Here is a 16,349-nt window from a genome sequence, read left to right as displayed (position 1 = left end):
TTCGAGTGAGAGAGTAAAATGACCGGAGCTGGATTAAATAAAAAGCGTAAGCAGCTCCTTCAGAAAGGTTAAAATGGTCGATCTTTCTAACTATCGGAGCTGGAACTAAATTAAATAAGAAGCGAAGACAAATTTTCTTGTCTTCGCTTCTTGTATTTGTGTTCCAACGTATTGATTAAAACTAGATAAAAGGGTTACAATAGTGAATATTACCCTACTTGAACTTATTGCCTTTCATTATTAATTATTTGCCTTCCGTATTTTTTCCCTTTACCCATGAAAAAAGAGAATAACGTTAAAGTGTGGTGTCTGAATGAATTTGTCAATTGCAGCATTAGAAAACATGAAATTAAAAGAGTTATACGAGCTTGCGAAAGAATTTAAGATTTCGTATTATAGCAAGTTAACGAAAAAAGAGCTGATTTTTTCTATTTTGAAAGCTCGAGCAGAAAAAGAAGGTTTCTTTTTCATGGAAGGCGTATTAGAAATTATTCAATCAGAAGGATTTGGATTCCTACGTCCTATCAACTATTCTCCAAGCTCAGAAGATATTTATATCTCAGCTTCGCAAATTCGTCGTTTCGATTTACGTAATGGAGATAAGGTTTCTGGTAAAGTACGACCTCCGAAAGAAAATGAACGCTATTTTGGGTTATTACAAGTTGAAGCTGTAAACGGAGATGATCCAGATTCAGCAAAAGAGCGTGTGCATTTCCCTGCATTAACACCATTATACCCAGATCGCCAAATGAAATTGGAAACGGAACCGAAAAAGTTACCGACACGCATCATGGATTTAATCGCACCAGTTGGATTTGGACAACGTGGTTTAATTGTTGCGCCTCCAAAGGCTGGTAAAACAAGTCTATTAAAAGAAATCGCGCACAGTGTTACAACAAATCATCCGGAAGCAGAACTAATTGTACTTTTAATTGATGAGCGTCCAGAGGAAGTAACAGACATTGAACGTTCTGTTAAAGGAGATGTTGTAAGTTCTACTTTTGATGAAGTACCAGAAAATCATATTAAAGTAGCTGAGCTTGTGTTAGAACGTGCGATGCGTCTTGTAGAGCACAAGAAAGATGTTATCATTTTAATGGATAGTATTACCCGTTTAGCTCGAGCTTACAACCTCGTTATTCCACCAAGTGGTAGAACATTATCAGGTGGTATCGATCCAGCTGCCTTCCATAGACCGAAGCGTTTCTTTGGAGCTGCACGTAATATTGAAGAAGGCGGTAGCTTAACAATTTTAGCAACAGCCCTTGTTGATACAGGATCACGTATGGACGATGTTATTTACGAGGAATTTAAAGGAACTGGAAATATGGAACTTCACTTAGATCGTTCATTAGCTGAACGTCGTATCTTCCCAGCGATTGATATTCGTCGTTCTGGTACACGTAAAGAAGATCTATTAATTCCAAAAGAACATTTAGACAAGTTATGGGGCATTCGTAAGACAATGCGTGATACACCAGACTTTGTTGAAAGTTTCTTACGTAAGCTTCGTCAAACGAAGACAAATGAAGAGTTTTTACAAAACATTGTTGCAGACTCGAAAAGGTATGTAACAACTAAGTAAAGGGAAAAAATCAAGACTCGCTTATTTTATAGTAAGCGAGTTTTTTATGCTGTTTAGGTGATATTAAAGAGAGAAATAAGTGAAAGAACCTGAGTTAGTCAGAGCTGGATGAGCTCCCTCCAGCGGCTAGAATGGTCGGTGGCTTCGCGTCTTCCTACAAGGTAAAAAGCACCTCTACGTCAGAAGCTCCATCCCCTCCCATTCTGAACGAGCCGCTTCTGCTTTTAAATTGTATCTAGTTCCGACGGCTAGCTCTTCGTGTCTAAGAACCTCTCGCCCTAAAGGTAAAAAGCACCTTTAGGGCGAGAGAACCTTAGCCGGTCAGAGCTAAACGAGCCGTCTACACTTTTAATTTCAAAAGACAAAAACAGGTAGTTGCAAAATGAAGTTAGCCTTGTTATAATTTCATCATATGTGTTTCATCAATATAGTTGTGTATGCAGCTGAAGATGAAAAACTCTGTTTCGAAAATGATTCAGGGCGGAAGGAGATGAAAAGAATGAAAGCAGGAATTCACCCAGATTACAAGAAAGTTGTATTCATGGACACAAACACAGGCTTCAAATTCTTAAGCGGATCTACTAAAGGATCTAACGAAACTGTTGAGTGGGAAGATGGTAACACTTATCCATTACTAAAAGTTGAGATCAGTTCTGATTCTCACCCATTCTACACTGGACGTCAGAAGTTTGCTACTGCAGACGGACGCGTTGACCGCTTCAATAAGAAATACGGTCTTAAGTAATAAAAACATAAAACAGGCAAGTGTATGTATTCGCTTGTCTGTTTTTTTTGCGAAAATATTATACCTTTACCCTACTTTTAACTGAAAAGTAGATGAAAGGAGAGCTTCATGTACTTAATAAATCAAAATGGCTGGATTGAAGTGATTTGCGGTAGTATGTTTTCTGGCAAGTCAGAAGAGCTAATCCGCCGTGTGCGCCGTACGCAATTTGCAAAACAACATGCAATTGTATTTAAACCATGTATTGATAATCGATATAGTGAAGAAGATGTTGTATCACATAACGGATTAAAGGTAAAAGCAGTTCCTGTTTCAGCTTCAAAGGATATATTTGAACATATTACAGAAGAGCTGGATGTTATTGCAATCGATGAGGTGCAATTTTTTGATGGGGACATTGTGGAAGTGGTGCAAGTATTGGCAAATCGTGGCTATCGTGTCATTGTAGCTGGTTTAGACCAAGATTTCCGTGGTCTACCATTTGGACAAGTTCCTCAGCTGATGGCGATTGCTGAACATGTGACAAAACTACAAGCAGTATGTTCTGTATGTGGATCTCCAGCAAGTCGTACACAACGATTAATTGATGGAGAACCAGCGGCATTTGATGATCCAATTATTTTAGTTGGAGCTTCAGAATCGTATGAACCACGTTGTCGTCATTGTCATGCAGTACCTGCAAACAAAGATAAGTAAAACTCGCTGCGCAAGGCGGGTTTTTTTCAAAATAGAGAGTGTGAGTGGTGTGATCCGCTGCTTTTAGATATTATCTAGCTCCGCCTCCTAGGTCCTTGCGTTTAAGAACCTCCCGCACGAGAAGACAAAAAACGTCTTCTGTGCGAGAGAACCTTAGCTGGTCAGAGCTGAAAGAGCCACTGCCACTTTTAAATATATTATCTAGCTCCAGCGGCTAGAATCGCAGGCCATTTCGCTCTCTCGCTCGAAGCAAAAAGCGCTTCAAGGTCGAGAGCTCCAATGGCCTGCGATTCTGAGCGAGCCGCTTGCGCTTTTAAATATATCTAGTTCTGGTGGCTAGCTCTTCGCATCTAAGAACCTTCCGCCCGAAAGGTAAAAAGCACCTTTAGGTCGAAAGAACCTTAGCTGGTCAGAGCTGAACAAGCCACCACCACTTTTAAATATAATTTGCGTTTTTTTGAGTAAGTACCATATACTATTTGTATTAGATACTAGGATGTAGAGGTGAATGATGTGTTAGATCGTTTGCAAGCTGTAGAAAATCGTTATGAGAAGTTAAATGAATTGTTAAGTGATCCAGCGATTATTAGTGATTCAAATAAGCTTCGTGAATATTCAAAGGAACAGTCTGATATACAGGAAACGGTAGAGGTGTATCGTGAGTATAAGGATGTTCGTGAGCAATTAAAAGATGCGAAAGCAATGTTAGAAGATAAGTTAGACGCAGAAATGCGTGAAATGGTAAAAGAAGAAGTTTCTGAGTTAGAATCACAAGATAAAACATTATCAGAGCGTCTGAAAATTTTACTTGTTCCAAAAGACCCTAATGATGATAAGAACGTTATCGTTGAGGTTCGTGGAGCTGCTGGTGGAGACGAGGCAGCTTTATTTGCTGGTGACTTATACCGTATGTATAGCCGTTACGCTGAGGTACAGGGCTGGAAAACGGAGATTATTGAGGCTAGCTATACAGAGTTAGGTGGATATAAAGAGATTATCTTTATGATTAATGGTAAAGGTGCTTTCGCGAAGCTGAAATTCGAGAATGGTGCTCACCGTGTACAACGTGTTCCTGAAACGGAATCTGGTGGACGTATTCATACATCTACAGCAACTGTAGCTGTATTACCAGAGGCAGAAGAAGTAGAAATTGATATTCATGAGAAAGATGTTCGTGTTGATACATTCGCTTCTAGTGGACCTGGTGGACAGAGCGTTAATACAACGATGTCAGCGGTGCGTTTAACGCATTTACCGACTGGTGTAGTTGTATCTTGTCAGGATGAGAAATCACAGATCAAGAATAAAGAAAAAGCGATGAAAGTATTACGCGCACGTGTTTATGATAAGTTTAGACAAGAAGCGCAAGCTGAGTATGATCAAAACCGTAAACAAGCTGTTGGTACGGGAGATCGTTCAGAGCGTATTCGTACGTATAACTTCCCGCAAAACCGTGTTACAGACCATCGAATCGGTTTAACGATTCAAAAGCTAGATCAAATCTTACAAGGTAAGTTAGATGATTTCATCAATGCCTTAGTGATGGAAGATCAGGCTCAAAAGATGGAGGCAGCTGAGTAATGCGTGTCTATGAAGCCCTGAAATGGGCTTCTTCTTTTTTACAGGAAAATGGACGAGATGAAAATGCGGGAGAAATTGTCCTTTGTCATGTATTAAAGGTGAACAGAACAGGATTACTTATGAATATGCGTGAAGAAATAACTGAGGAACAAGAGAAAAGCTTTACGGAGTTTATCCATAAGCATGTAGAAGGTATTCCTATTCAATATATGATTGGTTATGAAATATTTTATGGACGGTCTTTCTTTGTGAATGAAGAAGTATTAATACCAAGGCCGGAAACAGAAGAGCTTATAGTGGGAGTATTAGAAAGAATCGAGCGCCATTTTGGTGATGAGAAACTACATGTAGCAGATATAGGTACAGGTAGTGGAGCGATTTCTATTACGCTTGCTTTAGAAAATAAAAATCTTCATGTGTATACAGTAGATATTGCACAAGAGTCGATTGAAGTTGCAAAAGAAAATGCAAAAGCTTTAGGTGCAGAAGTAACGTTCTATCACGGTGATTTATTGTCACCATTTCATAAAACGGGTCAAAAGCTAGATGTTGTTGTTTCAAATCCTCCATATATACCGGAAGAGGATTGGCGTGGTCTTTCTCCTGTTGTGAAAGAGCATGAGCCGAAGAGAGCACTTGTTGGTGGTGAAGACGGATTAGATTTCTATCGCCGTTTTATGGAAGAATTGCCGAATGTGTTGCAGAAGAAAGCGATTGTGGCGTTTGAAATTGGAGTAGGACAAGGTGAGGATGTAAAAAGATTGTTACAACAAGCTTTTCCACATGCTCATGTTGAGGTTGTTTTCGATATTAACGGAAAAGATCGTATGGTATTTGCAGAGATGGAGTAAGGTTCACACCTTACTCTATTTTTTTGTGGGAAAATTCATATAGATTTTGAATTTAATAGTTTAGAAAGATGAAAGTCTGTCCACACTGTTTGTAGAAGGGACGGTGGAGGAAATGAAAAAACAAGTTATTGCTTATCTTCTTATACTATTAATTGGTGCACAGTTACTTGTGCAGTTTGGATATATGAAAGCTGATGCGAAAGGGCCTTCAGTTATTCCGAAAGAGGCCGTTCGATTACGAATTTTAGCAAATAGTGATTCAGATAAAGACCAGGCATTGAAGCGTAAAGTGCGTGATGAAGTAAAAGCACAAATTGATGGATGGGTAGCGGATTTAACTTCATTTGAAGAGGCACGCAAAGTAATTCAAAGTCATATTCCAGAAATCGAGAAAACGGTGGAAAATACGTTAAAAAGAGAAGGAAGTAAAGATTCATTTCAAGTGAAATTTAGTAAGAATGTTAAGTTTCCTACAAAGGTATATGGGAATTTTATTTATCCGGCAGGGGAATATGAAGCAGTCTTAATTACAATTGGGGAAGGTGAAGGGGCAAACTGGTGGTGTGTATTATTTCCACCGATGTGTTTCTTAGATTTTTCAAGTGGTACAGCTGTAAGGAAAGAAGAACATGTTGTGAAGGCTGAATCTCCTGAAGAGGAGCAAGTAAAACAAATAGATAATGAAGAAGTAGTAAATGTAGAAGAGAAAAAAGAGGATGAGGTAAAAGAAACGAAAGTTGTAAAGCGGGAAGCAGTAAAAAAAGTAACAGCTTCTGAAAAGAAAGTAGTGAAAAATGAAACAAAAGTCGAAGAGCAGCCTGTAAGTAAAGAAGAAACAAAAAATGTGGAAAAAGTGGAGAAACCTGTGGAGAAAAAACAAGAAAAGCAAAATGAGTATGTAAAAGTAGAAGAGGAAGAAGAAAAGCCAGAAGTTAAATTGTTTATTGTAGAAGCTTTTACATCTTTATTCTCTAAATAGTACTATTAATAAATCCCTCCTCATATATAAAAATGAGGAGGGATTTATTATGAAGAAAGTGTATTTTGCTACGAAAGCAGATGTGGAAAGATTACATTCTTTTTTCGGACAAGCTAATAAAAAAGATGATAAAATAAATGAGTTGTACGCACAATTTATGATTTTGGAAGAGGCGGAAGAAATACGAGCTGTAATTGGTTATGAACAAAGTGGGGAAGATGTACTTATTCGTTCTTGTTTATTCACACCTCATGTGGATAAACAGACTTTCTTATATTTTTTTGAAATGTTTTTGCAGTATATGAAAGAAAAAAGTGTTCAACAATTGTACTTACTAACAAATCATCCACAATCTGTACCGATCTTTCAGTTCTTTGACTTTTTTACTATAGAAAAGGATGAGGTTCCAGAGGGAATTCAACAGCTAGAACATTTTTGTAAAAATATAAAAGAGCAGAATGCAATAATACTAAATTGTCAGCTATTCACAAAGTTATCCACGGATTAATTAGGTTTATCCACATTTTGTGGATAAACCTTGTTTGTCTTTTGGATAAATCTCATAGTAAACTAAAAATAGACAAGTATTTAAGGCTAGAAAAGGACGTGGAAAAAAATGCATACAAATATGTGGGTTGTGGATAATGTTGTGGAAAGAAAAAAATATTATCCACAGTTACAAGAAGCAGCAAAATTATTAAGAGAAAATGAGGCGGTTGCTTTCCCTACGGAAACAGTATATGGGTTAGGGGCAAACGCGATGGATGATGAAGCAATCGCGAAAATTTTCGAAGCGAAAGGAAGACCGAGTGATAATCCACTCATTGTCCACATAGGTACAAAATCTCAGTTAGATGGGATTGTGAAAGAAATTCCACCAGTTGCAGAGAAGTTAATGGCGCATTTTTGGCCAGGACCATTAACAATTATTTTGCCGAGAAAAGAAGGAATTTCAGAGAAGGTGACGGCAGGACTTAATACGGTTGGAGTAAGAATGCCTGATCATCCAATTGCACTTGCTCTTATTGAAGAGGCGAATGTACCTGTTGCGGCACCAAGTGCGAATCGTTCAGGGCGTCCAAGTCCAACATTAGCTTCTCACGTATATGAAGATTTGAATGGGAAGATTGCAGGTATTGTTGATGGTGGTGCAACTGGAGTAGGCGTTGAATCAACTGTAATTGATTGTACAAGCACGGTTCCAACAATATTACGTCCAGGTGGGATTACGAAAGAACAATTAGAAGCGGTGATAGGTACTGTTTCTTTAGATCCAGCTTTAAAGGATGAGAAGGAAAAACCGAAATCGCCTGGAATGAAATACACACATTATGCGCCGAAAGCACCACTTAGTATTGTTGAGGGCTCACGTGAGTTTATTCAGCATCTTGTGGATGAGAAAAAGAAAGAAGGATTTAAAGTAGGCGTATTAACGACAGAAGAGTACCAGTATGTATATAGTGCAGATGTTATATTATCTTGTGGTGTTAGAAGTGACTTAGCTAGCGTTGCGACTAAATTATATGATGTACTTAGAACATTTGATGCAAGTGAAGTGGATGTTATTTTTAGTGAGTCATTCCCTAATGAAGGAATAGGGAATGCAATTATGAATCGTTTAACAAAAGCGGCAGGACATCATATTATTATTGAATGATAAGGTAAGATTAGCAAACAGAATATTTCTCCTTGGATAAGCATATTTTGAAGTAGCACGTCCAAGGAGGGGCATGAATGACGTTTGAACAGCTAATACCTTTAATAATTATGGCATTCGCCTTAGGGATGGATGCGTTCTCGGTGAGTCTTGGTATGGGGATGATGCCCCTAAAGTTAAGACAAATCCTGTATATTGGTATGACGATAGGGATATTTCATATTATTATGCCGTTTATAGGAATGGTACTAGGTCGTTTTTTATCAGAGAAATATGGAGATATCGCACATTTTGCGGGTGCTATTTTATTAATCGGACTAGGGTTTTATATCGTATATTCGACCATTTTACAAAATGAAGAGACTAGAACTGCCCCTATTGGAATTAGTTTATTCGTATTTGCATTTGGCGTCAGTATAGATAGTTTCTCAGTAGGGCTTAGTCTTGGTATTTATGGGGCACAGACAATTATTACGATTTTACTGTTTGGATTTGTTAGCATGTTATTAGCGTGGATTGGTTTATTAATTGGGAGACATGCGAAAGATATGCTCGGTACATACGGTGAGATAGTAGGTGGTATCATTTTGGTTGGGTTTGGATTATATATCCTTTTTCCTATATAATTTTATGTAGGAGGGAATTATGAACAAGCTATTGGAATGGTATGTTAAATTTTTAACCTTCTTTCCTCGATGGCTAAGAAGACTTATAATTTGGGGTATTATTTTGCAAATTTCGATGTTAGGTTGGATTAAGTTAATTCGTGAATGGTGAGATAGTTCCTTTCTGTGAATATTTTGTTTGTACTATATTTATTACGCTAAAAATTACAGATATAGAAAGGATGAGATGAATGACGAGATTGAAGCAAGTTTTTGGTATTATTATTAGTTTTTTTGTTTTTTGGTTTAGTATGCTCGGTGTACAAATGTTTGCTGAGTTTTTAGATATTGAGTCATTGAAATTTGTTGCGGGAAAGACTGAGGCGGCGCGTGCTTTTTACTCTCCGTACCCGTTTTTAATTGTTTTTCTTATTACATTGCTTTCCCTATACTTCTTCGTAATTAAGCTAGGGAAGCCGAAAAAAGAGAAAATGCCTACTTTAGAGGAAAAGAAGGAAGAATTACAATGATAAAATCCCCTGCTAAAAAGCAGGGGATTTTATATTTGAGTGATGGGAGGAATCTAGCTGCCTCCACTTTTAGATATTATCCAGCTTCAGCGGCTAGAATGGTCGGTGGCTTCGCGTCTTCCTGTGAGGCAAAAAGCGCCTCTACGTCAGAAGCTCCATCCTCCTCCCATTCTGAACGAGCCGCTTCCGCTTTTAGATATTATCCAGTTCCAGTGGCCAGCTCTTCGCATCTAAGAACCTCCCGCACGAAAGGTAAAAAGCACCTTTTGTGCGAGAGAACCTTAGCTGGTCAGAGCTAAACGGGCCACTTCCACTTTTAAACTGGCCTAACTAATTCAAATTGTTCTCCTAATTTTGCATAGTTGTGTCCTGCTAGGCGGCTTATTGGTTTGAGTCCTTCTGCGTGAATGCGCCCTTTTTCATATAGATGTTCGGCAACGTGGAAACGAACGACGCGTCCAATTAGTAGATCACAAGCTGGTGAGTCTTCCGTTCCGCCAAGTGGAATTGCACGTTCTAATACGCATTCCATTCGAATATTTGCTTCTTTTACACCTGGAACAGAGATGACTTCACTTTCGATTGGTGTTAGTTTTGCTAGTTCAATTTCACTTTCATTTGGCGGGAGGTTAGCTGCTGTTTCGTTAATTGCTGCTACATATGATTCGTCAGAAATATGTACGACAAATTCTCCTTTTTCAATTGCGTTTCGGGAAGTGTCCTTTCTTTCTCCTGCTTTTCGTTGTACAGATACTGAGATAAGTGGTGGATTAGCAGCGACAATATTGAAATAACTATATGGTGCTCCGTTTAGTACACCTTCTTTTGTTACAGAAGTAACGAATGCGACAGGACGAGGGATGATACTTCCGGTAAGTAATTTGTAATTATCTTTTTCAGTTTGTTCATTTGGATTAATGGATAACATGCTTGTAATCCCCTTTCTAAATATGAATACTTATTGTTTGTTTACAAGATAACGATGAGAAAATCCTGCTGGAAATAATATTTTGTTTCATAAAAAGAACTTACTTCAATTGTAATGAAGTAAGTTCTTTTTCAAGAATCTCAAATTTGAGATAAAAATTAAAGTAAGACGTATGCGCCAGGTCCAATTAAAGCTACACCAACAGCGACAGCGATTAACATTAAGTTATATTCATATCCGTTTTGTGTTACCCAGTAACCATTTTTTCCGTGAACAGTGAAGATAGCCATTAACATTGTTCCAACGATAAATAATGAACCAACTACAATGAAAATACCTGATGCGAATAAGAAACCACCTAGTAATTCAGTTGCGCCAGCCATAAATGCCATAAATACACCAGGACGTAAACCGATTGACTCCATCCAGCCACCTGTTCCTTTTAAACCGTAACCGCCGAACCAACCAAATAATTTTTGAGCGCCATGACCCATGAATGTAATTCCTATAATAAGACGAATAATAAGTAGACCGAAATCCATCATTTTTAAAACCTCCTAAAAGTTATTAACTTACCTTACGTAAGTAATAATAAAATAGTTACTTACTATAGTCAAGTGGATTTTGAAAAAAGTTTGAATTAAATTTTACAAATTAACAACAAAAAATAAAATGTAGTAAAGACCTCTAGACAAGTTGGACAAAAAAAGAGAAAATATAAATAGAAGTTAACTTCTTATTGTTATTCAGACAATCAGAATTGACTGGAATTTTGTGAAGCGCTACAATAAGAGTCTATTAGTAATGACATAATTTATTTCGAAAGCGTTTTTACAGTATAATATTCGAAGTATGAAGTCTTACATGTATCCCGAGTTTTACTAGGGATTGCCCTATAAACTTTTAGGTAAATTATAAGGAGGACTATCCTATGTTTAAAAAATTATTCGGTCTTGGTTCAAAAACAAATGAAGAAACAATCGTAGCTCCATTAACTGGAGCAGTGAAAAATATTGAAGAAGTACCAGATCCAGTATTTGCTGGTCGTATGATGGGTGACGGTGTTGCAATTGATCCTACTGAAGGTGTAGTTGTATCTCCAGTTGATGGTGAAATCGTACAATTATTCCACACAAAACATGCTATCGGAATTAAAGCGAAAAACGGTACAGAAATTTTAATCCACGTTGGATTAGAAACTGTAAAAATGGAAGGTGAAGGTTTCGAAGCTCACGTTTCTGAAGGCCAAGCTGTAAAAGCTGGAGATAAATTAATCTCATTCGACTTAGAATTAATCCGTGAAAAAGCGAAAAGCACAATTACTCCAATTGTTATTACAAACACAGATGCAGCTGAGTCTATTAAGACAACTGTAGGCGTAGCAGCTACAAAAGGTTCAACAGAAGTAATGAAAGTTACAATGAAATAATTGCAATATAAGAGGAATCCGTTTCGTATGAAATGGATTCCTTATTTTTGTTGCGTGTTCAGTATGTATGTTAAAATACTCTAGGCACTTGGAAATAGGGTTTCACATATATGTGGATAAGGCGCATTTTTCTTAGAAAAAATATAAGAGAAATGCGCCTTTTGTATATTCACATTTCTTTTGTTCTATTCTAATGTAAGTTATGATGAATGATAAGAAATCGAATATAGGGGTGGGTTTGAATGAAACGAGTGTTATTTGTTTGTACTGGCAATACATGTCGTAGTCCAATGGCTGAGGCGTTGCTTCGTCATCACGGAGGAGATAAGTTTGAAGTGCAATCTGCTGGTGTTTTCGCCTATCCTGGGAGCGATGCATCGGTACATGCGAAGGAAGCTTTAGCTGAAAAAGGAATTTCAATTGATCATGCGGCGCAGCAAGTAAATGAAACTTTGCTTGATTGGGCTGATATTGTCGTAACGATGACAGAAAACCATAAGCAAATTGTACTTGGGCATTATCCGAGCGTTGAAAAGAAATTAAATACGTTATATGGATTAACTGAAGGTATAGGCAAGGACATTTCAGATCCATTTGGAGGCTCGCTTTCTATTTATAAAGAAACGTTAGATGAGATGGAAAAACTTGTACAAACTTTACTGAAAAAACATTCAGTAGGTTGATGTTTCGTGTATAATACGATATTGGAGATCACTTCTTCCTATATGAGGTAGCGAGTGTGAAATGAAGATAATTGATTGAAACTTTGGAGGGGTAAAAATGAAAGTAGTAATAGCATCTGATCACGGCGGTATGAATATCCGCAAAGAACTTGTAAATTTATTAGAAGAGTTAAATATTGAATATATTGATTTAGGTTGTGAATGTGAAGCTGGTTCTGTTGATTACCCTGACTTTGCGTTTCCAGCAGCTGAAATGGTAGCGAATGGTGAAGTAGATCGTGGTATCTTAGTTTGTGGGACAGGCATTGGTATGTCAATCGCAGCAAACAAAGTAAATGGTATCCGTTGTGCGTTAGTTCATGATACTTTCAGCGCGAAAGCGACGAGAGAGCATAATGACACTAACATGCTAGCAATGGGCGAGCGTGTAATTGGTGCTGGTCTAGCGCGTGATATCGCGAAAATCTGGTTAACAACTGATTATGAAGGTGGTCGTCACGAAAACCGCGTAGGAAAAATTAAAACATACGAAACAAAGTAATAGATTCTAACTATCAGTAGTGTGAAATATAATTTGGTGAACCAACCTGTGAAAGGAAGAGGCGTAATGACAGAAATCGTAAAGGTAAGAGAACAGCTACAAATGTCGCTTTCTGATTTCCAAGAACAAGCTTCATTACAAAGCGGTCAAATTTTTGTAGTGGGTTGTAGCACGAGCGAAGTGCTAGGCGAAAGAATTGGAACATCAGGAACGATGGAAGTAGCAGAGGCGATTTTCTCTGAGTTAAAACAATTTCAAGAGCAAACAGGTATTGAATTAGCGTTTCAATGTTGTGAGCATTTAAACCGTGCTTTAGTAGTTGAGAGAGAAGTAGCGATAAAATATCAATTTGAAATTGTAACAGTTACGCCTGTTAGATCAGCAGGTGGTGCATTGGGGACATATGCGTATCACAATTTGAAAGATCCGGTAGTAGTTGAGTTTATTAAAGCTGATGCAGGAATGGATATTGGTGATACATTTATCGGTATGCATTTAAAGCATGTAGCTGTTCCGGTTCGTACAAGTGTGAAGGAAATTGGAAGTGCGCATGTAACGATGGCCAAAACACGTGGAAAACTAATTGGTGGAGCACGTGCTGTCTATGCGGCAGTGGAAGAGACTACCACTTGCCGTTAAATATGAGAAATTAGAAAGTCATATAGTACCTGTTTATCATAAGGTAAAAGGTATGTTGTCTGACTTTATAATAGTAGAAAGAAAAGACCGATTTTCGGTCTTTTTTTTCTTTTATGATATAGAAAGTCATGTTAGAATGTAGTTGAAAACATGAAGGTTCGAAAGAATTACAACCTGAATTTTCGTTTTTTCTGAATAAATAAGAAAAAACTGTTGGGAATCGATGTAATTCGTTCAGAAAAGGGGGATTTTGGTGGATCATTTAAAACGTCAAGATGAAAAGGTATTTGCTGCAATTGAGGCAGAACTAGGAAGACAGCGTTCAAAGATTGAGTTAATTGCTTCGGAAAACTTTGTAAGTGAAGCAGTAATGGAGGCACAAGGTTCTGTTTTAACGAATAAGTATGCTGAAGGATATCCTGGAAAACGTTACTATGGTGGCTGTGAACACGTAGACGTAGTAGAAGATATCGCACGTGATCGCGTGAAAGAAATTTTCGGCGCAGAGCACGTAAATGTTCAACCACACTCTGGTGCACAAGCGAACATGGCAGTATACTTCACGATTTTAGAGCAAGGCGATACAGTACTTGGTATGAACTTATCTCATGGTGGTCACTTAACACACGGAAGCCCTGTTAACTTCAGTGGAGTACAATATAATTTCGTAGAATATGGCGTGGATGCTGACTCTCACCGTATTAATTACGATGATGTATTAGCAAAAGCGAAAGAACATAAACCAAAATTAATCGTTGCAGGTGCAAGTGCATACCCTCGTGTTATCGATTTCAAGCGATTCCGTGAGATTGCAGATGAAGTGGGCGCTTATTTAATGGTTGATATGGCACATATCGCAGGTTTAGTAGCTGCTGGTTTACATCCAAATCCAGTACCACATGCACATTTCGTTACAACGACAACACATAAAACGTTACGTGGTCCGCGTGGTGGTATGATTTTATGTGAAGAGCAATTTGCAAAACAAATTGATAAATCAATCTTCCCTGGTATTCAAGGTGGTCCACTTATGCACGTAATTGCTGCAAAAGCTGTTGCATTTGGTGAAGCACTTCAAGATGATTTCAAAACATATGCACAAAATATCATTAACAATGCGAACCGCTTAGCTGAAGGTCTTCAAAAAGAAGGACTTACACTTGTTTCTGGCGGAACAGACAATCACTTAATCTTGATTGATGTTCGTAACTTAGAAATCACAGGTAAAGTAGCAGAGCACGTATTAGATGAAGTTGGTATTACAGTGAACAAAAATACAATTCCATTTGAAACAGCAAGCCCATTTGTAACAAGTGGTGTACGTATCGGTACAGCAGCTGTAACATCTCGTGGTTTCGGTTTAGAAGAAATGGATGAAATTGCGTCACTTATTGCTTATACATTAAAAAATCATGAAAATGAAGCTGCGTTAGAAGAAGTACGTAAGCGTGTAGAAGCGTTAACTAGCAAATTCCCAATGTATCCAAATCTATAATAGATTGAAGAAGACTGCTGAGACTTAATTGTTTTGGCGGTCTTTTTTTTGGACATATATTATTTTTAAAGTATGTATACAAATGATGAATAAATTTTGGCGATATAATGAAGGATACAGCTCCCATAATTGGTAAAGATACTAGATAGATTCATTGTAAAATCATGATTTTGCCAAATTTGCCCTTGAATATTAGTAGCGTTTTCTTTACAATCGTAAATAGTGTAAAAAAGCGTGCAAACGCATGAATATCATCTAAAGGAGAGATTCACATGGGAAAACTGTATGTATTTGATCACCCGTTAATTCAACATAAGATTACATATATTCGCGATAAGAATACAGGTACGAAAGATTTTCGTGAATTAGTGGACGAAGTAGCAAGCTTAATGGCTTTCGAAATTACTCGCGACCTTCCACTTAAGGACATTGAAATTGAAACACCTGTAAGCAAAGCGACAACAAAAGTGATCGCTGGTAAAAAACTTGGTTTAATTCCGATTTTACGTGCAGGTTTAGGAATGGTTGATGGAATTCTGAAATTAATTCCAGCAGCAAAAGTAGGACACGTTGGTTTATACCGTGACCCTAAAACATTGCAACCGGTAGAATACTATGTGAAACTTCCAACGGATGTAGAAGAGCGTGACTTTATCGTACTAGATCCGATGCTAGCAACAGGTGGTTCTGCGGCTGAAGCAATTAACTCTCTGAAAAAGCGCGGTGCGAAACAAATTAAATTAATGTGTATCGTTGCAGCTCCAGAAGGGGTAAAAGTAGTACAAGAAGAACATCCTGATGTTGATATTTATGTAGCAGCATTAGATGAGAAATTAAATGACCACGGATATGTAGTACCAGGTCTTGGTGATGCTGGTGACCGTTTATTCGGAACGAAGTAAGACAACTGACGAGCAGGGGAGATTCCCCAGCTCGTCTTTTTTGCTGTAAGCAAGTAGGGGAGGGGGAGAGGATAAATATACATCGTATATACAACATAAGTTGCATACACCTCACATATAATATAGAAGTCTTACGTCTGAGGAACACTATATTATGGAAGAAAAGCGTTATATCTCGAAAATATAATAGTGACAAACTTGTGAACATTTCCTTCTATTATAAAGAGAAAACTGTTAGAAATTGCATATATGTAACCAGTATTTAGAAGGGGAACGTTTTCATTTTTGGGAGGAAATGCCTAATACTCAAATTTTTAGATTTTTTACGATTTCTCGTTGACACTGTTAATACCCTATTGTATGCTAACAACGGGGATAGATGGTAGGGCTTTCAGTGACAAAATTACATCTATTCCGTGACGAAAATGTAAACTTTTTGTTTTGTATAGGATTTATGCAAAAAAATGAGTTATTATTAACACATCGTGAATGAGGGTTACATA

The 16,349-nt window shown here is 37.7% G+C and carries 20 protein-coding genes; 18 read left to right on the top strand and 2 right to left on the bottom strand.

Annotated features, from left to right (window positions below; translation table 11 throughout):
- Positions 1-313 precede the first annotated feature (313 nt).
- From rho to ACX9TM_RS26875, 11 genes are all read left to right on the top strand, one after another.
- Entirely contained in the window at positions 314-1,585 is a 1,272-nt protein-coding gene (gene rho / locus ACX9TM_RS26925; RefSeq protein WP_001053903.1) for a transcription termination factor Rho, read from the top strand.
- 499 nt (positions 1,586-2,084) lie between these two features.
- Entirely contained in the window at positions 2,085-2,330 is a 246-nt protein-coding gene (locus tag ACX9TM_RS26920) for a type B 50S ribosomal protein L31 (protein ID WP_000643433.1), read from the top strand.
- Positions 2,331-2,438: 108 nt separating this feature from the next.
- Positions 2,439-3,026, top strand: a complete 588-nt coding sequence (locus ACX9TM_RS26915; protein ID WP_000280859.1) for a thymidine kinase — start codon at positions 2,439-2,441, stop codon at positions 3,024-3,026.
- Between the two features lie 513 nt (positions 3,027-3,539).
- Positions 3,540-4,607, top strand: coding sequence for a peptide chain release factor 1 (prfA, locus tag ACX9TM_RS26910; RefSeq protein WP_000887064.1), 1,068 nt, complete (start codon positions 3,540-3,542; stop codon positions 4,605-4,607).
- Positions 4,607-5,458, top strand: coding sequence for a peptide chain release factor N(5)-glutamine methyltransferase (gene prmC, locus ACX9TM_RS26905; RefSeq protein WP_001267061.1), 852 nt, complete (start codon positions 4,607-4,609; stop codon positions 5,456-5,458). The genes prfA and prmC overlap by 1 nt, the downstream gene beginning before the upstream one ends.
- 112 nt (positions 5,459-5,570) lie before the next feature.
- Positions 5,571-6,437 carry a stage II sporulation protein R gene (gene spoIIR / locus ACX9TM_RS26900; RefSeq protein ID WP_065382051.1) on the top strand — a complete coding sequence of 289 codons (867 nt, stop codon included), beginning with the start codon at positions 5,571-5,573 and terminating at the stop codon, positions 6,435-6,437.
- 49 nt (positions 6,438-6,486) lie between these two features.
- Positions 6,487-6,945: a GNAT family N-acetyltransferase gene (locus tag ACX9TM_RS26895; protein ID WP_000758437.1), complete on the top strand. Its 459-nt coding sequence runs from the start codon at positions 6,487-6,489 to the stop codon at positions 6,943-6,945.
- Between the two features lie 108 nt (positions 6,946-7,053).
- Entirely contained in the window at positions 7,054-8,094 is a 1,041-nt protein-coding gene (locus tag ACX9TM_RS26890) for an L-threonylcarbamoyladenylate synthase (RefSeq protein WP_000557354.1), read from the top strand.
- A gap of 77 nt (positions 8,095-8,171) precedes the next feature.
- Positions 8,172-8,720, top strand: a complete 549-nt coding sequence (locus ACX9TM_RS26885; protein WP_000142475.1) for a manganese efflux pump MntP — start codon at positions 8,172-8,174, stop codon at positions 8,718-8,720.
- Positions 8,721-8,739: 19 nt separating this feature from the next.
- The gene (locus ACX9TM_RS26880) at positions 8,740-8,871 is read left to right on the top strand and encodes a hypothetical protein (RefSeq protein WP_001037634.1); all 132 of its coding nucleotides are present in this window, start codon (positions 8,740-8,742) and stop codon (positions 8,869-8,871) included.
- A 79-nt stretch (positions 8,872-8,950) separates the two neighbouring features.
- On the top strand, positions 8,951-9,229 hold the full coding sequence (locus ACX9TM_RS26875) for a DUF3935 domain-containing protein (protein ID WP_000197472.1): 279 nt from the start codon (positions 8,951-8,953) through the stop codon (positions 9,227-9,229).
- A 316-nt stretch (positions 9,230-9,545) separates the two neighbouring features.
- Here the strand turns inward: ACX9TM_RS26875 and ACX9TM_RS26870 are convergent, their stop codons facing one another.
- Positions 9,546-10,157, bottom strand: a complete 612-nt coding sequence (locus tag ACX9TM_RS26870; RefSeq protein ID WP_000949055.1) for a flavin reductase family protein — start codon at positions 10,155-10,157, stop codon at positions 9,546-9,548.
- A 158-nt stretch (positions 10,158-10,315) separates the two neighbouring features.
- Positions 10,316-10,702 carry a DoxX family protein gene (locus tag ACX9TM_RS26865; protein WP_000968616.1) on the bottom strand — a complete coding sequence of 129 codons (387 nt, stop codon included), beginning with the start codon at positions 10,700-10,702 and terminating at the stop codon, positions 10,316-10,318.
- A 386-nt stretch (positions 10,703-11,088) separates the two neighbouring features.
- Between ACX9TM_RS26865 and ACX9TM_RS26860 the strand changes: the two genes are divergently transcribed.
- From ACX9TM_RS26860 to ACX9TM_RS26830, 7 genes are all read left to right on the top strand, one after another.
- Positions 11,089-11,586, top strand: coding sequence for a PTS sugar transporter subunit IIA (locus tag ACX9TM_RS26860; RefSeq protein ID WP_000473665.1), 498 nt, complete (start codon positions 11,089-11,091; stop codon positions 11,584-11,586).
- Between the two features lie 242 nt (positions 11,587-11,828).
- Complete coding sequence (locus ACX9TM_RS26855) at positions 11,829-12,269, top strand: low molecular weight protein arginine phosphatase (protein WP_000832373.1); 441 nt, start codon at positions 11,829-11,831, stop codon at positions 12,267-12,269.
- Between the two features lie 97 nt (positions 12,270-12,366).
- The gene (gene rpiB, locus ACX9TM_RS26850) at positions 12,367-12,810 is read left to right on the top strand and encodes a ribose 5-phosphate isomerase B (protein WP_000869538.1); all 444 of its coding nucleotides are present in this window, start codon (positions 12,367-12,369) and stop codon (positions 12,808-12,810) included.
- Positions 12,811-12,876: 66 nt separating this feature from the next.
- Positions 12,877-13,449, top strand: a complete 573-nt coding sequence (locus ACX9TM_RS26845) for a TIGR01440 family protein (protein WP_000136379.1) — start codon at positions 12,877-12,879, stop codon at positions 13,447-13,449.
- A gap of 253 nt (positions 13,450-13,702) precedes the next feature.
- Positions 13,703-14,944, top strand: coding sequence for a serine hydroxymethyltransferase (glyA, locus tag ACX9TM_RS26840; RefSeq protein WP_000349806.1), 1,242 nt, complete (start codon positions 13,703-13,705; stop codon positions 14,942-14,944).
- A gap of 272 nt (positions 14,945-15,216) precedes the next feature.
- Entirely contained in the window at positions 15,217-15,846 is a 630-nt protein-coding gene (gene upp, locus ACX9TM_RS26835) for a uracil phosphoribosyltransferase (protein ID WP_000517539.1), read from the top strand.
- Between the two features lie 379 nt (positions 15,847-16,225).
- Positions 16,226-16,339, top strand: coding sequence for a DUF4024 domain-containing protein (locus ACX9TM_RS26830; protein ID WP_000232962.1), 114 nt, complete (start codon positions 16,226-16,228; stop codon positions 16,337-16,339).
- Positions 16,340-16,349: the final 10 nt, after the last annotated feature.

The organism is Bacillus sp. LH1 (genome assembly GCF_057924895.1).
This window is presented reverse-complemented; position numbering and strand designations above follow the sequence as displayed.

Coding starts and splice junctions, on each gene's coding strand:
- ACX9TM_RS26865 (WP_000968616.1), bottom strand. CDS start 10,702: ATGATGGATTTCGGTCTACTTATTATTCGTCTTATTATAGGAATTACA.
- ACX9TM_RS26885 (WP_000142475.1), top strand. CDS start 8,172: ATGACGTTTGAACAGCTAATACCTTTAATAATTATGGCATTCGCCTTA.
- ACX9TM_RS26830 (WP_000232962.1), top strand. CDS start 16,226: ATGGTAGGGCTTTCAGTGACAAAATTACATCTATTCCGTGACGAAAAT.
- ACX9TM_RS26890 (WP_000557354.1), top strand. CDS start 7,054: ATGCATACAAATATGTGGGTTGTGGATAATGTTGTGGAAAGAAAAAAA.
- ACX9TM_RS26875 (WP_000197472.1), top strand. CDS start 8,951: ATGACGAGATTGAAGCAAGTTTTTGGTATTATTATTAGTTTTTTTGTT.
- ACX9TM_RS26880 (WP_001037634.1), top strand. CDS start 8,740: ATGAACAAGCTATTGGAATGGTATGTTAAATTTTTAACCTTCTTTCCT.
- ACX9TM_RS26870 (WP_000949055.1), bottom strand. CDS start 10,157: ATGTTATCCATTAATCCAAATGAACAAACTGAAAAAGATAATTACAAA.
- rpiB (WP_000869538.1), top strand. CDS start 12,367: ATGAAAGTAGTAATAGCATCTGATCACGGCGGTATGAATATCCGCAAA.
- ACX9TM_RS26860 (WP_000473665.1), top strand. CDS start 11,089: ATGTTTAAAAAATTATTCGGTCTTGGTTCAAAAACAAATGAAGAAACA.
- ACX9TM_RS26855 (WP_000832373.1), top strand. CDS start 11,829: ATGAAACGAGTGTTATTTGTTTGTACTGGCAATACATGTCGTAGTCCA.
- upp (WP_000517539.1), top strand. CDS start 15,217: ATGGGAAAACTGTATGTATTTGATCACCCGTTAATTCAACATAAGATT.
- prmC (WP_001267061.1), top strand. CDS start 4,607: ATGCGTGTCTATGAAGCCCTGAAATGGGCTTCTTCTTTTTTACAGGAA.
- ACX9TM_RS26845 (WP_000136379.1), top strand. CDS start 12,877: ATGACAGAAATCGTAAAGGTAAGAGAACAGCTACAAATGTCGCTTTCT.
- spoIIR (WP_065382051.1), top strand. CDS start 5,571: ATGAAAAAACAAGTTATTGCTTATCTTCTTATACTATTAATTGGTGCA.
- rho (WP_001053903.1), top strand. CDS start 314: ATGAATTTGTCAATTGCAGCATTAGAAAACATGAAATTAAAAGAGTTA.
- ACX9TM_RS26895 (WP_000758437.1), top strand. CDS start 6,487: ATGAAGAAAGTGTATTTTGCTACGAAAGCAGATGTGGAAAGATTACAT.
- ACX9TM_RS26920 (WP_000643433.1), top strand. CDS start 2,085: ATGAAAGCAGGAATTCACCCAGATTACAAGAAAGTTGTATTCATGGAC.
- ACX9TM_RS26915 (WP_000280859.1), top strand. CDS start 2,439: ATGTACTTAATAAATCAAAATGGCTGGATTGAAGTGATTTGCGGTAGT.